Genomic DNA, 16,713 nt, shown 5'->3' on the forward strand with positions numbered 1-16,713 from the left:
ATATGCGCTCGGTCACGCGTCCGATAGGGAACTGTCTGAGCCTCCCGAAGTTCACTTAACGTGCGGTCTTCTTCCTCGGTCAAAATGATGCGTAATGGGGCGGGCATTTGAGGGCACTCTGGCTACCCTGCTATCTTACATTTAATCTCAACTGCCTACTTATATGGGATTAATGATTCAACGCCAATGCTTTAAATAATGCGGGTTAGACATCGCCGTGATGTTTATCAGTGAATTACCCGCTACTGGCAGGAGGCACCCCATGAATGTTAAGTACGATGCTCACCTCCATGCTCACGCTGAAAACTTACCGGAACTCATTCAAGACGAAATTTTGACGTTCCCTAATGACGAGAATGAAGACTAAACCATGCAGGGTTGAGGTGGCACAGCCGTATGGGCTGCGGTGCCTACTGGGGTTTCACCGCAGGCTAAGATAGCTTAGTCTAAACGGCATTGCCCATCACATTGGGCGCATCGCCTAGGCTAACTCTGGCATCAAAACCATCATGAGCACCTGGATTAAAGAAACTGACGACGCCATCTATCTGATGTCGGGTAATGGTTACCTGCAGGCCGTGCCGAAGCGCCCCTCCCAGACCAATGCCCAAGAGCAGGTGGCCAATGTTAGCAGCCTCAAAGCCTGGTTTGCCCGCAGCGATCGCCCTCGCGGCATGACGGTCTCGGTAGGCACGGGGGCACCGGAGCCCGAGCCGGTGCAGCCCCCGCCGGATCCGGGCGACCAGGGCCTGGTAATCGAGCCCAACGGCCAGCTTAAGGTGGTCAGCGACACTTTCTTTAAAATTAGTCCGCAGCAGTCGAGCCAGCTGGGCGCTGGCGAAAAGGTGCTGGTTCGACGGGGCACCATCGTCCAGATTCGCTACTACAACGATGTCGGCAACTATCACTGGCTGATCGAGCTGGTGGAGCCGACCATTGGCGATGGCACCCGCAACCGATGGTATGTTTACACCCCCGACATCCGCCTGGGCACCGCGTCGGTGCTCACCGTCACCTACGACACCCTATTTAAGCTAGAGCCCAAACCCTCTACTCAACTGCCCAGCACCGCCAAGGTCTTCGTCCAGCAGGGGCGCGAGTTTCAGCTGGCGTCGTTTATGTCGGCGGTAGCCAACCACACCCAAATTGAGCTGGCCGATACCACCCTAGGCCCCAGCAACGGCACCGTCTGGTACGTCTATAACCTGCATGCCAAGGCCACGCTGGATGGCAGTGGCGGGGGCGGTGCCCCCCACGACGGCCTGCAGGTCGAGACCATCAGCGACACCTATTTTACCCTCAGCCCCAAGCCCCCGGAAGAGCTGCCCGATGCCCAAAAAGTGCAGGTGCAGCAGGGCAATACTTTTGATATTCAGTACTACACCGACCTGGGCGACTCGCTGTGGCTAATTGAGCTGGTCGAACCCACCCTGGGCGATGGCAAAACCACCACCTGGTACGTCAACCCCCAGACCACCAAGCTGGTGTCGGCTATTGCCCTGACCACCCTGGGCAACACCGTCTTTAAGCGGGCCCCTCGGCCTTCCTCAGAGCTGCCCGAGGCCGACAAAATAGCGGTGCCCAAGGCGACCGAGTTCAAGCTGGTGGGCTATCTGCCGGCCCCCGGCAACCACACTCAAATTGAGCTAGCTGATACGGCTCTGGGCCCCGGCCAGGCGACCACCTGGTACGTCTACAATCCCCACGTCACCATTGCAGGCCGACGGGAACTGCTGCGGGTGGTTAGTGACACGGTATTCAAAACCAGCGTGGCCCTCTCCTCCGAACTGCCTGCGGATGAGAAGGTCTTGGTGAAGAAGAACACGATTTTTGAGCTGGCGTCCTACACGCAGCCTAAAAGTAACCACATCAAGGTAGCGCTCAAGGGTGCATTTCTGGGGCCCCAAAACCGCAATACCTGGTATGCCTATCTGCTCGACATCTATGTGGTTGGCACCAACATCGGCAACAACCCCGACGACAACAGCGGTGGGCAACCTCCGAATCCGGGCGATCGCGGCATTGCGCTCCAGTTCCCGGGCTTTAGCGGCACCTACTACGCCAACGACCCGATCTACTGGGAGACTCAGTACGGTGAAAAGGGGCACTTTACCTGGGGCGAGGCCCTGCACGTGAACAATGCCACCGGCAGCTATCGCCGCCCGGCCAATGCCAACGTGATCTACGGCATTTTGCGCATTGCCACCGCCATGGAAGATATTCGCAAGCGCTACGGGGTACCGATTAAGGTCAACTCCTGGTATCGCGACCCGGCTACTAACAATGCCGTGGGTGGAGCCTCTCAGTCGCGCCATCTGCTTGGCGATGCCCTCGATTTTGTCGTACCGGGGCGGCACCCCTTCGATGTGTACGCCGACCTGGATAGCTGGTGGGGCAACCGAGGTGGCCTGGCCAGTGCCAATTCATTTACCCATATCGATGCCCGGGGCTACCGGGCCCGCTGGAGCTATTAAGACAGCTAATTTCGCACCCTAGGAGACGGCCATGGGCACCTGGATTAAACACACTGACTTGGCCATCTACCTGATGCAGGGGGGTGTTTGGCTGTCGCGCATTACCAAATCAGACTCAACCAGCAACCCCCAGGAGCAGGTGCTCGATGTCACAGGCATGGCGGCCTGGTTTGATCGGCCCGATTACCCCACCGCGATGACCACTGCTTTGGGCACCGGTGCCCCCGAGCCCAAGCCCTGGCAGCCCCCCCAGAGCGGGCAGATCAACGCCGCCGGGCTGGCGCTAATTAAAGAGTTTGAAGGGCTGCGCACCACGGCCTATCGCGACCCGGTCGGCATCTGGACTATTGGCTACGGCCATACCTCGATGGCGGGGCCACCGCCGGTTTACCCAGGCATGACCATCACCGCCGCCGAGGCCGAGGCGATTCTCCAGCAGGATCTCGATCTGTTTGAGCAGGGGGTGAGCGATGCCCTCACCATTACCACCAACGAAAACCAGTTTTCGGCGATGGTGTCGCTGGCGTTCAACGTGGGGCTGGGTGCCTACCGCAACTCGACCTTGCTGCGTAAACACAATGCCGGTGATTTTGCCGGGGCCGCCAATGAGTTTCTGCGCTGGGTCTATGCCGACGGCCAAATCTTGCCGGGGCTGGTGCGCCGTCGCCAGGCGGAGCGATCGCTGTATTTGAGCTAGAGATACTACCTTAGAACAGCCTGGATTGCGATTCGGTCTGGCCATAGCCGAGGCTGCCCCTACCCAGCCTTACCGTAAGCCCCCAGCCGCCACCGCCCGATCGCACTCGTATCTTCCCCCTCGCTTCGCTCCAGCGCTTCATTCACCAACTTCATAATGGGCTGAGGCAGCACCTGCGACATAGCAATGTGCCGACTCCCCCCGGTGGCCACCACAAACGCAATCACCTCCTTGGCCTGGGTCTTAATCACCCAATAGGCCTTCACCCCCAGCTACCCATAGAGCAGATGCTTACTCCCCAGGTCAAGGGGGTCGTCGAAATCACCCCAGAGTCCGCTGAGTCAAGAGCCTGCTGAGTCAATGGATATTTTATTTGTTGAAGTACTCTAATAGGTGATCGTCTCCTCTGTATATTCCCTGGGCTCTACATGGATGGTGATGCGGGCGGGGCCGTAGATCTCCTCTAGGCGGTTTTCGACCGCTTCGGTGATGTTGTGGGCGGCCCGAATATCGGTGGGTTGCACCACCATGTGCATATCGATAAACACCTGTCGCCCGAGCAGCCCCCGCGAGGCAATGTTGTGGCAGTTGATCACGCCGGGCACCTGCATCACCTGAATGTGGATCGCCTCGGGGGCGATCGCCATTTCGTCAACCAGCCAGGGTAAATTCTCGCGGAGCACCGTCCACCCGCTTTTAAACACCAATATCGCCACCGGGAAGGCCAGGGCAATATCGAGCCAGGTTAGCCCCTGCCAAACCCCAATTAGCCCGGCTAGCACTACGATCGTCGTCCAGATGTCGCTCATGGTGTGGTGGGCGTCAGCAATCAAAATCTTGCTGTTGAGGGCGAGCCCCACCCGACGTTCGTAAATGGCTACAAAAATGTTGATGCCCAGCACCGCCAGCATGATCCATAGGGCGTTAGCTCCCATAGTGACTGGGTTGCCACCAGAGAGAATGCGTTCTACAGCGCTCTTGAGAATTTCAAAGCAGGCAATGCCCAAAAATGCCGCAATCCCCAGTGCTCCGATGGCCTCATACTTTTGGTGGCCGTAGGGGTGGTCGCGGTCGGGCTCAGGGTCAGCTAGGCGGTTGGTGGTTAAACCGAGGACGTTGTTGGCGCTATCGGTAACGCTATGCAGGGCATCGGCCAGCAGGCTCAGTGACCCGGTCATCAGACCGACGATGGCTTTGAGCATGACCACCGTCAGGTTGAGAGCGAGGGTAATCAGCAGTACCCGCTGTACGGCATGGCGGGTGTCACGGGTAGAGCTAAGAGACGTGTTTACCATAGCAAGGTGCCGGGGCGGTAGCGAGAAAATTGGCCTGAGAACCATGAAGACCATTCTGGGTATACCTTACAGCGCCGATGTTAGGGTTGACCCTGGCATCGGCGCAAAATTGCTGGCATTGCCTGCACCTGGCCCCCGCCGCTCAGCTATCTTTATAGATAATGGGAGTACAGCTGATAGCAGCAACAGCCAGTAATTCGTACCATTTATTTTAAGGATTCCGTAAATACTCTTAGAAATCAGTGAGCAGCGACGGGGTTGACGATTAGCCTGAAACAAAATCAGCGCGATCGCGTCATAGTTATTCATTAGTCGATAGCTCTGTTAACCCTTTCTGCCAGTGCCTATAGCTCGATTGGTAAACCTGTAGCTAGCTCCATTGCCCTCCAGGCCTGTGTTGATTATGAAAAGCTGGCTCTCCACCACCTGTATCTTAGGGCTCACGGCAACTTTGCCGGATGGAGTTCAGGCGGCATCTCTGCCCGAATTCATCGAGTTGACCAGTGGTAACTCGACCTATCGAGCTGACTTGCTCCGCTTCAGTGAAGATCAATCTTGGCTAGTCGATGGCATTGAGACCCTGTTTAGCGACCTGTACTTTCTGAATATTGGTGCAGCCTCTACCCAGCGCGACCTCCGTCTAGAAGACTTACAGGTCGTCGAGCTCAGCCAGCCTGCTAGCAACCGGGTTAACGCGAGCTTTTCAACCTTTGGGGCTAACTTAAACTTAGCTCTCGATTCGATCCTGTTGGGCGGTGTCCCCGGCGGCTACAGCGCCATTCGCCAGGAGACGGTAACCCTGACTAACACCGGCCAGGACTGGTTAAATGTTTCCCTGTTCAAATATATTGACTACGACCTTCAGTTTGACAACTCTATCGATAATGACACCGCTTTTTTTGTCGGCAATAGTCTGACCCAAACAGATTCCTCGGGTGCTCTGGCGACACTCTCCGTAGATCAAGCCCCGACGGCGGTGCAGATTGGCCCCTATGGACCGCTGCTGGCCGAGTTATACAATCCCCCGGCGACCAATTTACAAAATAGTCCTGGCTCTGTAGTCAATGCCGACATTACCGCTGCTCTACAGTTTGACCGCATACTCGCCCCTGGTGAATCGTCCGTGTTTCGCTTCGTCATGACAGTGCAACGGCAGGCCAAAGCGAAGGCCGTACCTGAACCAGGCACGGCCTTCGCCTTAGGAGTTGTGGCGGCGGGGCTGGCGCTATTGCGTCGCCGAATCTGAAACGCTAACCCAGAGGGCTAGCACTTGTTGAGGTTGAGGCCAGCTTCCTTGGCCATGGCCTCTAGACCCTTGGTTTGCAGAGTTTTGATGGCTTTGGTCGATAGGCGCAGCTTGACCCAGCGCTTGCCCTGGGGCCACCATACTCGCTTCTCTTGTAGGTTGGCCTCCTGTAGCCGCTTAGTGCGGCGATGGGAGTGGGAGATGGAAAAGGCGTTGTTGGCCTTCTTTCCAGTGAGTTGACAATGACGAGCCATGATTATCCTCCGGCGGTGAGCGAATGGCACAATAGCGCAGCTTACAAGTATAGCAGAGACCAGACTGCCCCCATAGGTAAGTCCGAGTCTAATTGCCAGGTTGGGCTAGTGACTCGGCAGGGGGAAAAGGCGCGGGCCGATACCACTGGGGGCGGGGTGGCTGTTGGGGTTGTGGGAGTTGGGCCAGCTGCTGTCTAACCTGGTTGAGATCTTGGTTGAGCTCGCGAATGCGGCGGGAGAGCAGACGAATGACGTTGACGGCAATGCCGGGGGTTTCGTCGATCGCATCGTAGAGCTGCTGCTGAGTCAGCACCAGACAGTTACACGATTCGAGGGTGGTCACCGACGCCGATCGCGGCTCAGCGTCAAACACCGACATTTCGCCAAAACACTCCCCCTGGTTAAGCTGGGCCACCTCCTGACCCCCGATGTGAACGCTGACTCGGCCAGACACAACGATGTACATCGATCGCCCCTCTTGGCCTTCGGTAATGATGGTGTAGCCGCTGTCGTAAAACACCTCATCCATCACCGAGGCCAGCCGCACCAAAAAATCGTCCCGAAGTTCTTTGAAAATCGGCACATCGCGGACGAAGAGGAGACGTTGGACGCTGTTTAGCATGCGGGGTAGTTCAAGACGATGGGGCCAGGCTTGGCAGCCTGGCCTGAATAGACTTAGCCCGAGGAGCTCGGCTCCAAATTATAGGTGTTGATCAGCTGTTTGACCTGGGCTGTGACCAGTCGATCGGTGTCTTGCTCCATCAGGGGCAAGAGCTCCCGCAGGGCCCGGGGAGAGGCCACTGCTAGGTAGGCTAGCACAGCCTCTCGCACAAAACCGGTGGAGTGCTGTAGCAGGGCTAAGGTATGCTCGGCGGTCAGATTCCACCGCTCTACTCGGGCTAGATGAAAGCAGCAGGCAATGGCCCAATCTGACAAAAAGTTGCGCAGGTCTAGCACCTGCCGCAGGCGATCGCGCGGCGGCAGCGGCTGGTAGGAAATCAGCGGTGTAGAGGTAGCCAATAGCTTCAGCTTTTCGGCATCGGAGCGGCGATCGAGCAGAATCAAAATCGATCGCTTATTGGCCACGTCCACCACATTGTCGAGAATCTCAATCCCTCGTGCCCAGGCGGCTACTGACCCGCTCAGGCTGACCTGGGCCGCCTGAATCGCATTGGCCGGTGACACAAACCGCAGCAGCATAAACAGCCGTTCGGTGGCGTCATTTTGGAGGCCGTTGAGGGCCTCACGTAGTAGGTCAGCTTCGGTGCCCTCGACTCGACCGGGGGCCAGATCAACTTTGGCAGCTAAAATTTGGCCGGCAAAGGCCAACTCGGTGTTAAGCAGATCTTCGATACCGCTGCGACCCAGCATGCGGTCTATGGCCTCGTCAATCAGGGCCGATCGTTTGACCCCAGATTCTTGGTAGAGGCTGAGCAAAATGCGCAGAATGTGGCGGCGAGTACTGCCCCAGGTGGTAATCAAGTTTTGAATTAAAAACTCCAGGGCGGGCAGCGTACCAATGTTGCCGATCACCTGCCAGGCTTGGTTGCGCAGGCCCTCGGGCCGGTAGCTATTGAGGGCCAGCTCTTCGAGCATGGGTAGGGCTTCATTGCCCAGGCGAGTCAGGGCACCCATGGCCGCTTCGCGGGTTGACTTATACTGCAACGCCTTAAGCAGTGAAGGGTAGTACTTTCGATACTGGGTGGCGGCGATCGCCTCTAGCAATGCCCGTCGCACCCGCAGAGATGAATCCTGCAGCAGCTCATCGATGTAGATGCTGAGTGACTCCATGTAGTCGGCTTCCCCCAGGGCACGACAGCCCATCACCCGCTCGCGCTCTTCGTCGTGCACCAGCATTTTGCGCAGGGTGGCGGTGGCTTCGGCCCGTTCCTGAATGTTGCCCCGCCGCAACATCAGCGATGCTGCTGTGCCCCGCACGACCGCATCGACATCGGGGTGTAGGTAGGGGCGCAGGTCGTTGATATTGAAGCGATCTTCGGCCAGCCAGACGTAGCGCAGGGCCAGGGCCAAAATTTCTGGGGCCTGATCGCGCACTGCCAGCAGTTCTTGCACCTGAGCGGTGTAGGCCGGGTTGGGATATTCCAGCATGGCCTCTAGGCTCTGGCGCTGGAGACCGGGCGACAGATCGACCAGGCGCGGGGCTAAAATCTCGCCGACATTTTTGGGGTCAATGTGGCTGAGGAGCTCAATGCACGATCGCTTATTGGTGTCTAAGCCAGGCTGCTCTAGCTGCTCGATAAAGGCTCGCCGCAGCACCCGCAGGTTGGCATCGGAAAAGGTCAATAACCCCCGCTCAGCCCCCCGTACCAGGAGGTTGAGGTAGCGGGATCGCAGCAACACCATCACCCCAAACCAGACCATCGCCGCTACCACCGTCCCCAGCAAAAAGAGCCGTGCCTGCACGATAGTGTCAGTTAAGCCAATCCGGTTGCACAGCCAAATGGTGACCAAAATGGTCACCCCGGTTCCCCCCATGGAGAGCGGTTCGGCAATCCCCCCCACCCATGACTGCACCGTACTGCGCACCTGGTCGGGAATCGGCTGAAACAAAATGGGTCGAGTGGTGGCTACCAGGGTGTAACGCAACCACTCGTCAAAAAATTTCAGCACCACCAGACCAATAAACAGCGCCATGGCGCTAAAACGAGCCGGAAAGCTCACGATCAGGGTCGTCAGGCCCAGGATGACAATCACCGACGGCAAGATCAGGGCCACCTTAAACACCCCCTCCCGCTCAATCAAACGGCTGGAAGTAAACCACTGGGTGAACAGCTCAATTAACCCCAACAGGCCGCTAAAAAAGCCTAAAAATACGGCAATGGTTTCAACCTCTAGACCGGTTTCTAGTTGATTAAAGAACTGAAACTCAATCGAGAACAGCAGCATTTGACCCAGCACAAAAAATGAAAACAGCAGCACCACATACTGCCGCATCGAGCCCTGGAGCCGCTGGCGCGATCTAAAACTCTCCACCGACTCAGCATCCTCTGCCTGGCGCTTGGGCGAGTCAGGAAAGGCATGCTCATAGTTGCGGCTGAGGTAGTATAAAATTCCGCTGCCCAGCAACATGACCAAAAACGACAGCAGCAGCACGTTTTGCAGCCCAATTAGCCGCAACAGCACATATACCGAAAAGCCGCTAATCACATCGGCCACTAGGTTGCCGCTGCTGATAATGGGAAACGCCCGCTTGATCTCGCGAATGTTAAACAGCTGGTTGGCCGTTACCGATAGATTGAGGTCATTGAGCCCATAGATGGCCTCAATCCAGAGCCGCATCGAAAACACCATCGGCGCCGCCAGCCAGGGCACTGCCAACCCCCAGCGGAACCCTAAAATAGGTAGCGCCATCAGCAGGGCGATAATCACAATCACCCGGCGCAGCGGAAACAGCCGCTGTAGCCACGAGTAAACCACGCTCAGCCCCAGCCCCACCCCGGCGCTAAAGATATAGATCCAGGGCAGGCTAGAGGCCCCGTATTCACCCAAAAACAGCGCCGCCGAACTGACCTCTAACCACAAAATGCCCATGGAGGTGGCGGTGTAGAAGGCAAACATGAGTAGGGTGCGCTCTTCTTCACCGGGTCGCAGGTTAATCAGATTGAGCAGCCGCCCCTGGAGGGTCTGCATATCTTGAGCTGGGCCAGATAAGCTCATGCCGCGTGCCGTGACGATAGATTAAGTGCCTCAAGGATACCCAATCTGACGCATGTGGGTAGTCGGAGTGGTACCTATTCAGTGAGGCGGCTGTGATAGGAAAGTCCTTGGCTCAAGCCGTTTTTCGGTAGCGCAATAGCCTTGGGTTCTACTCACTTGCAATAGATGAAGCGGCGAACCTAGGCAAAGCGTTTCAAGATATTATTGAGGTTTGCTAGGTTCTCTGCCGTTATGGGTCAGCTTGGTTGCTGGCACCTTCTACCTTTCCACCCCTATGGTTAACCCCTCTACACTGCCTAACTCAGCTCTAGCGCCCCAGCAGGCGATCAAGCACACCCTCTCCGTTCTAGTTGAAGACGAATCTGGGGTGCTGAGCCGCATTGCCGGTCTTTTTGCCCGCCGTGGTTTTAATATCGAGAGTCTGGCGGTGGGGCCGGCAGAAACCTCTGGCATTTCGCGCATTACCATGGTGGTACCCGGCGACGACGGGGTGGTTGAGCAGCTGACTAAGCAACTGTATAAGTTGATCAACGTGATCAAGGTCAACGACCTGACGGCGACGCCCTGTGTTGAGCGAGAGCTGATGCTGCTTAAGGTCAATGCCACCAGCACCAATCGCTCTGAGGTGATCGAGTTTGCCCAGATCTTTCGGGCGCGGGTGGTGGATGTCTCGGAAGATTCCCTCACCCTGGAGGTGGTGGGAGACCCCGGCAAGATGGTGGCGATTGTGCAGGTGCTCAATCGGTTTGGCATTCGCGAAATTGCCCGCACCGGTAAGATTGCTCTACCCCGAGAGTCAGGGGTCAACACCGAATACCTCAAATCGTTAGAACGCAAGTTTCAGTAAGGGCTTACTCTCCTATGACTGCTCAAACCACTATTCCCGTTGTGGTCAATGGGGCCTGCGGCAAAATGGGCCGCGAGGTAATTAAGGCGGTGGCCCAGGCCAAAGACATGACCCTGGTCGGAGCCGTTGACAAGAACCCGGCCCAGATTGGCGAAGACATTGGTGAGGTGATTGGCTACCGCCCCCTAGAAGTGCCAATTATGAATGATCTGGAGGCAACTCTGGTGGCCGCCCAAAGCCAGGGGCTAGCGGTAATGGTTGATTTTACCCACCCCGACAGCATTTATGAGTCGGTGCGAGCGGCCATTGCCTACGGTGTCAGGCCGGTGGTGGGCACCACTGGCCTCACCAACAGCCAGATTCACGATCTAGCTGAGTTCGCCGATAAGGCCAGCATTGGCTGCCTGATCGTGCCCAACTTCTCCATTGGGGTGGTGCTGATGCAGCAGGCGGCCCAGCAGGCGGCCCAGTATTTCGACCATGTTGAGATTATTGAGCTGCACCACAACCAGAAGGCCGATGCCCCCAGCGGCACGGCGGTACAGACCGCCCAAATGCTGGCGGAGGTGCAAAAGACGTTTAATCCACCTCTGGTGAAAGAAACCGAGACCATCCCCGGAGCACGCGGGGGCGCAACCCCTGAGGGCATTAATATCCACAGCGTGCGACTGCCAGGGCTCATTGCCCACCAGGAGGTGTTGTTTGGCTCACCGGGGCAGCTCTATACCCTGCGCCACGACACCAGCGATCGCGCCAGTTTCATGCCCGGCGTACTGCTGTGCATTCGCCGCATTATGGCGCTCAAATCATTGATCTATGGGTTAGACAAGGTGCTTTAGCCGCCTAGGACTGCTCTAGTTTGGCTTGTTGGCGGGCCAGCTGTTGCGATCGCACCCGTCGAATCAGGGGTAACCCGGCAAAATAGCTGGCTACTCCGGCCACAGCACCAACTACGGTACTGCCCAGCATCAGTCGAATCGATACATCACTGCCCATATCCATCCAGCTGCGCAGGGTATCGAGGTCATCGAAGGCGGGGGCGGCAGTGCCGCCCAGCAGCCAGTGGCCCACCTGATAGTTGAAGGCAAAAATGGGGACGTAGGTAAACGGGTTGCTCACCCAGGTGGCCGCCGCCGCCATCAGACGGTTGCCCCGCAGCACTGTGGCAACAGCTACGCCAATGATGGTTTGAAAGCCAAACAGCGGAAAACAGCCAGAAAATATCCCCGAGGCCATCCCCCGCGCCAGTTGCTCTGGCGTGCCCTGGAGCCGTAAAAAACGAAGATAAATGTAGCGCACCTGGCGTCGCCACCGGGGCCGGTTTATTTTGCGCATGGAGAGCTTGGAGCTGGGGGTCACATTCGTAGGTGTAGACGGTGTAATCGTGGCCATAGTGTAGAAATCGTCCAAGCTTGAGGTGCCTGGCTGGGGTCAAAGGAGCTAGGCGAGATGTTGTGGAGGCTGCCGATTTGCCCCACAGAAAGCAGAGCCAGGGCCGACGCCAGCGATAGAATCTTAGACAGGTGTGAAGATTCTTTTCTATTGTACCCAGGAGCGGGGCACCTGTTGGCCTGGTATCGAGGCTTCAACATCACTTCACCATGTAAAATGACTGCCATGAAGGGCACCCGTGCCACCACCCAAACTGTGCCATTACCTGGCCCCACCCAGGGGGAAACCATTGTGGCGATCGCTACGGCGATCGCACCCCAGCAGGGCAGTGTGGGCATTGTGCGGCTGTCGGGAGCTGACGCTGTGGCGATCGCCCGCACCCTGTTCCATGTGCCTGGGCAGCAGCCCTGGGAGAGCCACCGGATTCTTTACGGCCAGGTGCGTGACCCGGTAACCCAGCAGGTGGTGGATGAGGCGCTGCTGCTGCTGATGCTGGCCCCTCGCTCCTACACCCGTGAAGACGTGGTGGAGTTTCACTGCCATGGCGGGCTGATGGCGGTGCAGCAGGTGCAGCAGCTCTGTCTTGCCCAGGGGGCCAGGCTGGCTCAGCCGGGGGAATTTACCCTGCGGGCATTTCTCAATGGTCGGCTAGATCTAACCCAGGCCGAGGGGGTGGCCGATTTGGTGGCGGCCCAGTCTGCCCTGGCGGCGAAGACGGCCCTGGCCGGGGTGCAGGGTAAGTTGATGGCCCCCATTCGGCAGTTGCGCTCGACCTGTTTGGATGTGTTGGCGGAGGTCGAGGCCCGCATCGACTTTGAGGACGATTTGCCGCCCCTGGATGAGGCCCTGGTAGGTAGCCAGATAGCGGCGGTGTTGACCGAGGTCGAGCGCATTTTAGCGACCGCAGAGTCGGGGGAGCTGCTGCGCACGGGGCTGAAGGTAGCGATCGTCGGTCGCCCCAATGTGGGTAAGTCGAGCCTGCTCAATGCCTGGAGCCGCTGCGATCGCGCCATTGTCACCGCCCTGCCCGGTACCACCCGCGATGTGGTCGAGTCCCAGCTGGTGGTGGGCGGCATTCCCATCCAGGTGCTGGATACGGCCGGCATTCGCGAGGCCGATGACCCGGTAGAACAGCTGGGCATCGCCCGATCGCGCCAGGTGGCCCAGGGGGCTGACCTGGTGTTGCTCACCATCGACGCCACCGCCGGGTGGACGGTGGCCGATAGCCAGCTTTATGGGTCGGTGTGCAAGGACGGGGGCAGCCGTGGCCCCTTAATCGTGGTGGTCAATAAGGTCGATCTGGTAGACGCCAACGATTTGACTGGCCTATCGCTCCCGACCGGGGTCTATGTGGTGCACACTGCCGCCGCCCAGCAGCGAGGCATCGATGCCCTAGAGCAGGCCATTCTCACCGCCATTCATGCCGATCAACTGCTGGCAGCCAACCTGGAGTTTACGGTCAACCAGCGCCAGGAAGCCGCTCTCATCCGGGCCAGCATAGCCCTGAAGCAGGTGCAGGAAACCATCGAAAATCGTCTGCCGCTTGACTTTTGGACGATCGATCTGCGGGCGGCGATCGCGGCCCTGGGCAGCATTACCGGCGACGATATCACCGAGTCGATGCTGGACGAAATCTTCAGCCGGTTTTGCATCGGCAAGTAGGAGCTTATACGAAATCCGATTTGGGAAACCCCGATTCATAATCAGGAACCTCGTAGGGGCATAGCATGCTATGCCCCTACGAACCGGGGGGTATTCAGGCAGGATTTGGTATCAGACGATCAGCGCTTTTTCATCGCCAGGGTGAGGCCGTCGGCGATGGGCACCAGGCTGGCGGTGACGCGGCGGTCTTGGTGAATGGTGTCGTTGAGAGTCCGTAGAATTTTGGTGCGGTTGTCGGTAACCTCAGGGTCGGCCACCTGCCCTGACCACAGCACATTGTCGATGGCAATCAAACCGCCCGGGCGCACGAGCTGTAGCGCCTGTTCGTAGTAGGTGGGGTAGTTGCTTTTGTCAGCATCGATAAAGGCAAAGTCAAAGCTATTGGCGTCCCCGGCGGCAATCAGCCGGTCTAGGGTGTCAACGGCGGGGCCGATGCGCAGGTCGATCTTGTCGGCTACGCCCGCCTGTTGCCAATAGCGGCGCGCGATCGCGGTGTAGTCTTCACTGACATCGCAGGCCACCAGCTGGCCCTCCGGCGGTAGGGCCAGGGCCACCGCTAGGGCGCTATAGCCGGTAAACACGCCCACTTCTAAGGCCTTGGTAACCCCCAAAAGCTGCACCAGCAGCGCCATCAACTGGCCCTGCTCCGGCGCAATCTGCATTCGTGCCATGGGTTGCTGGGCCGTTTCGGCCCGCAGGGCTACCTGTACCGCTGTCTCATGCACCGAGTGGTCGAGCAGGTAGCGATGGAGGCGGTCGTCGAGGTTGAGGGTTTGATTGCTCATAGCAGAGATCAGGGAGAGACAGTCGGGGGCGAATCAGCTAAATCAGAAGAAAGTCAGCGGTTTTGCCCTGGGCAACCGGATGTGATTTACCATAGCACTGCCCCCTACGCCCTCGGGCTTTAAAGTTACTGCGATCCTCGGGGGCTAGAACATCGGTTCAGTATGGCTAGAAACCCGGTTTCTTCGTTGGTTGGCCTACGAGATTTGGTCCTTCCCAGGGTAGAAACCGGGTTTCTGTACCGACGTTCTAGGCGCAGTAGACTCAGCATGTCTTAGGCCTCAGGAGGATACGGCCATGGACGACGCAGATTCTGTAGTGCAAATTTCGGCGATGACCGGCTGGATTATTGGCGTCAGCCACAACCGCGATCGGGGCTATCAGTGCTGGATTGTGAACCCCGACCTAGATGTACTCAGCGACGGCACCTTTTATAGCACTAGCAGTGCAGCCATGTCGGCGGGTCGAGCCTTTGTTGAGCGCTATAGCTAGTATTCGAAGGCTGAAATATGTCCACCGTTCCGGATCGCTTGGCTCCCTAGCTCCCCTGCTCCCTAGCCCTAAGGACTAGTATCTAAACTTGCGCCGTGGAGTACTAGTACTCTGAGGCGGCAATAACCCAGCTGTTTACTCACGCGGAAACCCTTATGAGGCCTGGGGTTCCCGTTCTGCCTTCTGCCTTCTTACTGCTGCCTTTCGGTACTAGGCCGCTCCGATCGCCTAACGTCAGCCCAGGGTCAGGCCTGGGGGCAGGCGTAGAACATTGAAATAGACCAGACCCGCTGCGATCGCCGTGTAGACCGTTGAACTCGCCAACCCTATCAGCAGGTCACGCTGCCAATTGGTCTGGCGATCGGCCCGTAACACATCGGTAGCCCCCCACTGCATCATCACCATTCCCACCACATTCGAGAGCCAGTAGCCGAGAATGGTGGCGGGCACAAACCAGGCACGATGGCCCAGGGTGACCAGATAGGCAAATCCGTAGGCGATCGGCAGATTAAAGACCAAATCATTCCACCAAGAAAGGGGGGATAGCAAATATCCCAATCCCAGCCAGAGGCCACCTCGAAGTCGCTTAAACCACACCATACCGGGCGCACAGTACTCGTCTCATCTGCCTCATGTTACCGGGTAGGTCGGTCTTCATGGCCTGCTCAATTAAAAAACTCGGCACTGGAATAGTCGGTGCCGCCTGCACCGAGTAGGTCAGCAGCGTCCCCTGGTTAAAGTCTTGCAGGTGCAAATCGGCGGCAAAGTGAGCAAAGGTACCCTGCTCCAGACGAAATTGAATCGCCTCGCAGGCGGTTTCAACCACCTTTAAATAGATCTCAACCTGGGCCGTGAGCATCATAAATCCCTTGCGCCCGACCTGGTAGAGGCGGCGGTAGCGCTGCGATGCCGTTTTGACCGTCTCGATCACTTCGCTATGAGTAATATTGGGAAAAAACTGCGTCCAACAGCTGTAATTGGTCACCTGGGGCCAGACTTGAGGCCGAGCCAGGGGAACATAAATATGGGCGGTAACCGAGCCACCAGTCTGCTGCGGCTGAGACTGAACCAGTACATCCCCCCGCAGTAGGGCCACCTGATCGCTGGGAGAAAACTGGGCCAAAACATCGTTAGCTGGGCTCCCGGCGCGGGTTGGTGGCACTGTGCTAATGACCATGGATTCACTCCTCCTACACAACTTGGTTTGATGGGCTATTCCCCTGTTCAGCGGGCGTGACATGCAGCGGATATGGTCGGTAATGGTGCAGGTTACCTAGAGCACATAACAACTGCGGTTGTTCCCCTGACCTTGGCAACGAGCCGTCCCTCTATCCACAACAAACCGCCCAGTCAAAGCTACCGCCGCACCGTTGGTGTTTCCATTAAATGTTGACGCTACGGTAAAACCCCTTAATCCTGCCTGATCATTACGATGCTTTTATCAATGGCTTCAGTATTATCCCCTACCCTAGTAGAAGCTTTATAAACGGAGTGATCGCTGTCATGAGCCGTCGTCGCTACCCGCTGCAACCGCTAACTAAGCTATTTCTGGCGGCCCTAGGGCTGACCGCCATCATGTGGATTTTACGGGGTCTGTCACTGCTAGCCTTTGTTCCTGGGCTGCTGATTTGGCTGCTGATTTTGCTCTGTTTTGGGCTAGGCATTGCCAGCAGCCTGCAGCGGATTCGCTAACGCTGGCTGCCTTCTGCCTTTCGGTACTAGTACTGCGGAAATATGTCCACCGTTCTGGATCGCTTGGCTCCCTAGCTCCCCTTGTATGTTGAGAGAGAAGTAGTGCTAGACCGTATCCCCTAGGCACGTGATCGTCATAGTCCGTGGAGCAGCGAGGGTCGGCCCTACGATTCATCCTCTGAGAACTCGAAAAATCGCCTG

Annotated in this window: 17 protein-coding genes; 8 read left to right on the forward strand and 9 right to left on the reverse strand. The window is 57.5% G+C overall.

What is annotated here, in order from left to right:
- The first annotated feature begins 509 nt into the window (after window positions 1–509).
- Together IQ254_RS22980 and IQ254_RS22985 are read left to right on the forward strand one after the other, a co-directional pair.
- Complete coding sequence (locus IQ254_RS22980; RefSeq protein ID WP_228041013.1) at window positions 510–2,474, forward strand: D-Ala-D-Ala carboxypeptidase family metallohydrolase; 1,965 nt, start codon at window positions 510–512, stop codon at window positions 2,472–2,474.
- A gap of 31 nt (window positions 2,475–2,505) precedes the next feature.
- Window positions 2,506–3,171: a lysozyme gene (locus IQ254_RS22985; RefSeq protein ID WP_193968487.1), complete on the forward strand. Its 666-nt coding sequence runs from the start codon at window positions 2,506–2,508 to the stop codon at window positions 3,169–3,171.
- A gap of 59 nt (window positions 3,172–3,230) precedes the next feature.
- Here IQ254_RS22985 and IQ254_RS22990 read toward each other — a convergent pair whose 3' ends face one another.
- Together IQ254_RS22990 and IQ254_RS22995 are read right to left on the reverse strand one after the other, a co-directional pair.
- Complete coding sequence (locus tag IQ254_RS22990; protein WP_193968488.1) at window positions 3,231–3,437, reverse strand: hypothetical protein; 207 nt, start codon at window positions 3,435–3,437, stop codon at window positions 3,231–3,233.
- A gap of 120 nt (window positions 3,438–3,557) precedes the next feature.
- Window positions 3,558–4,466: a cation diffusion facilitator family transporter gene (locus tag IQ254_RS22995; RefSeq protein ID WP_193968489.1), complete on the reverse strand. Its 909-nt coding sequence runs from the start codon at window positions 4,464–4,466 to the stop codon at window positions 3,558–3,560.
- A 403-nt stretch (window positions 4,467–4,869) separates the two neighbouring features.
- On the opposite strand from IQ254_RS22995, the gene IQ254_RS23000 reads away from it, so the two are divergent.
- Window positions 4,870–5,712 (forward strand): PEP-CTERM sorting domain-containing protein, encoded by an 843-nt coding sequence (locus IQ254_RS23000; RefSeq protein WP_193968490.1) that lies wholly within the window; start codon window positions 4,870–4,872, stop codon window positions 5,710–5,712.
- A 17-nt stretch (window positions 5,713–5,729) separates the two neighbouring features.
- Here IQ254_RS23000 and rpmB read toward each other — a convergent pair whose 3' ends face one another.
- From rpmB to IQ254_RS23015, 3 genes are all read right to left on the reverse strand, one after another.
- Window positions 5,730–5,966: a 50S ribosomal protein L28 gene (gene rpmB, locus IQ254_RS23005; protein ID WP_190752701.1), complete on the reverse strand. Its 237-nt coding sequence runs from the start codon at window positions 5,964–5,966 to the stop codon at window positions 5,730–5,732.
- A gap of 88 nt (window positions 5,967–6,054) precedes the next feature.
- The gene (locus IQ254_RS23010) at window positions 6,055–6,588 is read right to left on the reverse strand and encodes a Crp/Fnr family transcriptional regulator (protein ID WP_193968491.1); all 534 of its coding nucleotides are present in this window, start codon (window positions 6,586–6,588) and stop codon (window positions 6,055–6,057) included.
- A 53-nt stretch (window positions 6,589–6,641) separates the two neighbouring features.
- Window positions 6,642–9,644, reverse strand: coding sequence for an MFS transporter (locus tag IQ254_RS23015; RefSeq protein ID WP_193968492.1), 3,003 nt, complete (start codon window positions 9,642–9,644; stop codon window positions 6,642–6,644).
- A 325-nt stretch (window positions 9,645–9,969) separates the two neighbouring features.
- On the opposite strand from IQ254_RS23015, the gene ilvN reads away from it, so the two are divergent.
- Both ilvN and dapB read left to right on the forward strand, forming a co-directional pair.
- A complete protein-coding gene (gene ilvN / locus IQ254_RS23020; protein WP_193968501.1) occupies window positions 9,970–10,491 on the forward strand; it encodes an acetolactate synthase small subunit in 522 nt (173 codons plus the stop codon).
- A 14-nt stretch (window positions 10,492–10,505) separates the two neighbouring features.
- On the forward strand, window positions 10,506–11,330 hold the full coding sequence (dapB, locus tag IQ254_RS23025) for a 4-hydroxy-tetrahydrodipicolinate reductase (RefSeq protein ID WP_193968493.1): 825 nt from the start codon (window positions 10,506–10,508) through the stop codon (window positions 11,328–11,330).
- A 4-nt stretch (window positions 11,331–11,334) separates the two neighbouring features.
- Here the strand turns inward: dapB and IQ254_RS23030 are convergent, their stop codons facing one another.
- The gene (locus tag IQ254_RS23030) at window positions 11,335–11,883 is read right to left on the reverse strand and encodes a DUF2062 domain-containing protein (RefSeq protein ID WP_228041015.1); all 549 of its coding nucleotides are present in this window, start codon (window positions 11,881–11,883) and stop codon (window positions 11,335–11,337) included.
- Window positions 11,884–12,108: 225 nt separating this feature from the next.
- On the opposite strand from IQ254_RS23030, the gene mnmE reads away from it, so the two are divergent.
- Window positions 12,109–13,545 (forward strand): tRNA uridine-5-carboxymethylaminomethyl(34) synthesis GTPase MnmE, encoded by a 1,437-nt coding sequence (gene mnmE, locus IQ254_RS23035; RefSeq protein ID WP_193968494.1) that lies wholly within the window; start codon window positions 12,109–12,111, stop codon window positions 13,543–13,545.
- Between the two features lie 119 nt (window positions 13,546–13,664).
- Here mnmE and IQ254_RS23040 read toward each other — a convergent pair whose 3' ends face one another.
- Entirely contained in the window at window positions 13,665–14,330 is a 666-nt protein-coding gene (locus IQ254_RS23040; protein WP_193968495.1) for an O-methyltransferase, read from the reverse strand.
- 295 nt (window positions 14,331–14,625) lie between these two features.
- Between IQ254_RS23040 and IQ254_RS23045 the strand changes: the two genes are divergently transcribed.
- Window positions 14,626–14,820, forward strand: a complete 195-nt coding sequence (locus tag IQ254_RS23045) for a hypothetical protein (protein ID WP_193968496.1) — start codon at window positions 14,626–14,628, stop codon at window positions 14,818–14,820.
- 234 nt (window positions 14,821–15,054) lie between these two features.
- Here IQ254_RS23045 and IQ254_RS23050 read toward each other — a convergent pair whose 3' ends face one another.
- Together IQ254_RS23050 and IQ254_RS23055 are read right to left on the reverse strand one after the other, a co-directional pair.
- Window positions 15,055–15,420 carry a hypothetical protein gene (locus tag IQ254_RS23050; protein WP_193968497.1) on the reverse strand — a complete coding sequence of 122 codons (366 nt, stop codon included), beginning with the start codon at window positions 15,418–15,420 and terminating at the stop codon, window positions 15,055–15,057.
- On the reverse strand, window positions 15,407–15,997 hold the full coding sequence (locus IQ254_RS23055) for an SRPBCC family protein (RefSeq protein WP_193968498.1): 591 nt from the start codon (window positions 15,995–15,997) through the stop codon (window positions 15,407–15,409). Before IQ254_RS23055 ends, IQ254_RS23050 begins: the two co-directional genes overlap by 14 nt.
- Before the next feature lie 326 nt (window positions 15,998–16,323).
- Here IQ254_RS23055 and IQ254_RS23060 point away from each other — a divergent pair, with 326 nt between their 5' ends.
- Window positions 16,324–16,512: a hypothetical protein gene (locus IQ254_RS23060; protein ID WP_193968499.1), complete on the forward strand. Its 189-nt coding sequence runs from the start codon at window positions 16,324–16,326 to the stop codon at window positions 16,510–16,512.
- Window positions 16,513–16,713: the final 201 nt, after the last annotated feature.

It is taken from the genome of Nodosilinea sp. LEGE 07088, assembly GCF_015207395.1.
Taxonomy (GTDB): domain Bacteria; phylum Cyanobacteriota; class Cyanobacteriia; order Phormidesmidales; family Phormidesmidaceae; genus Nodosilinea.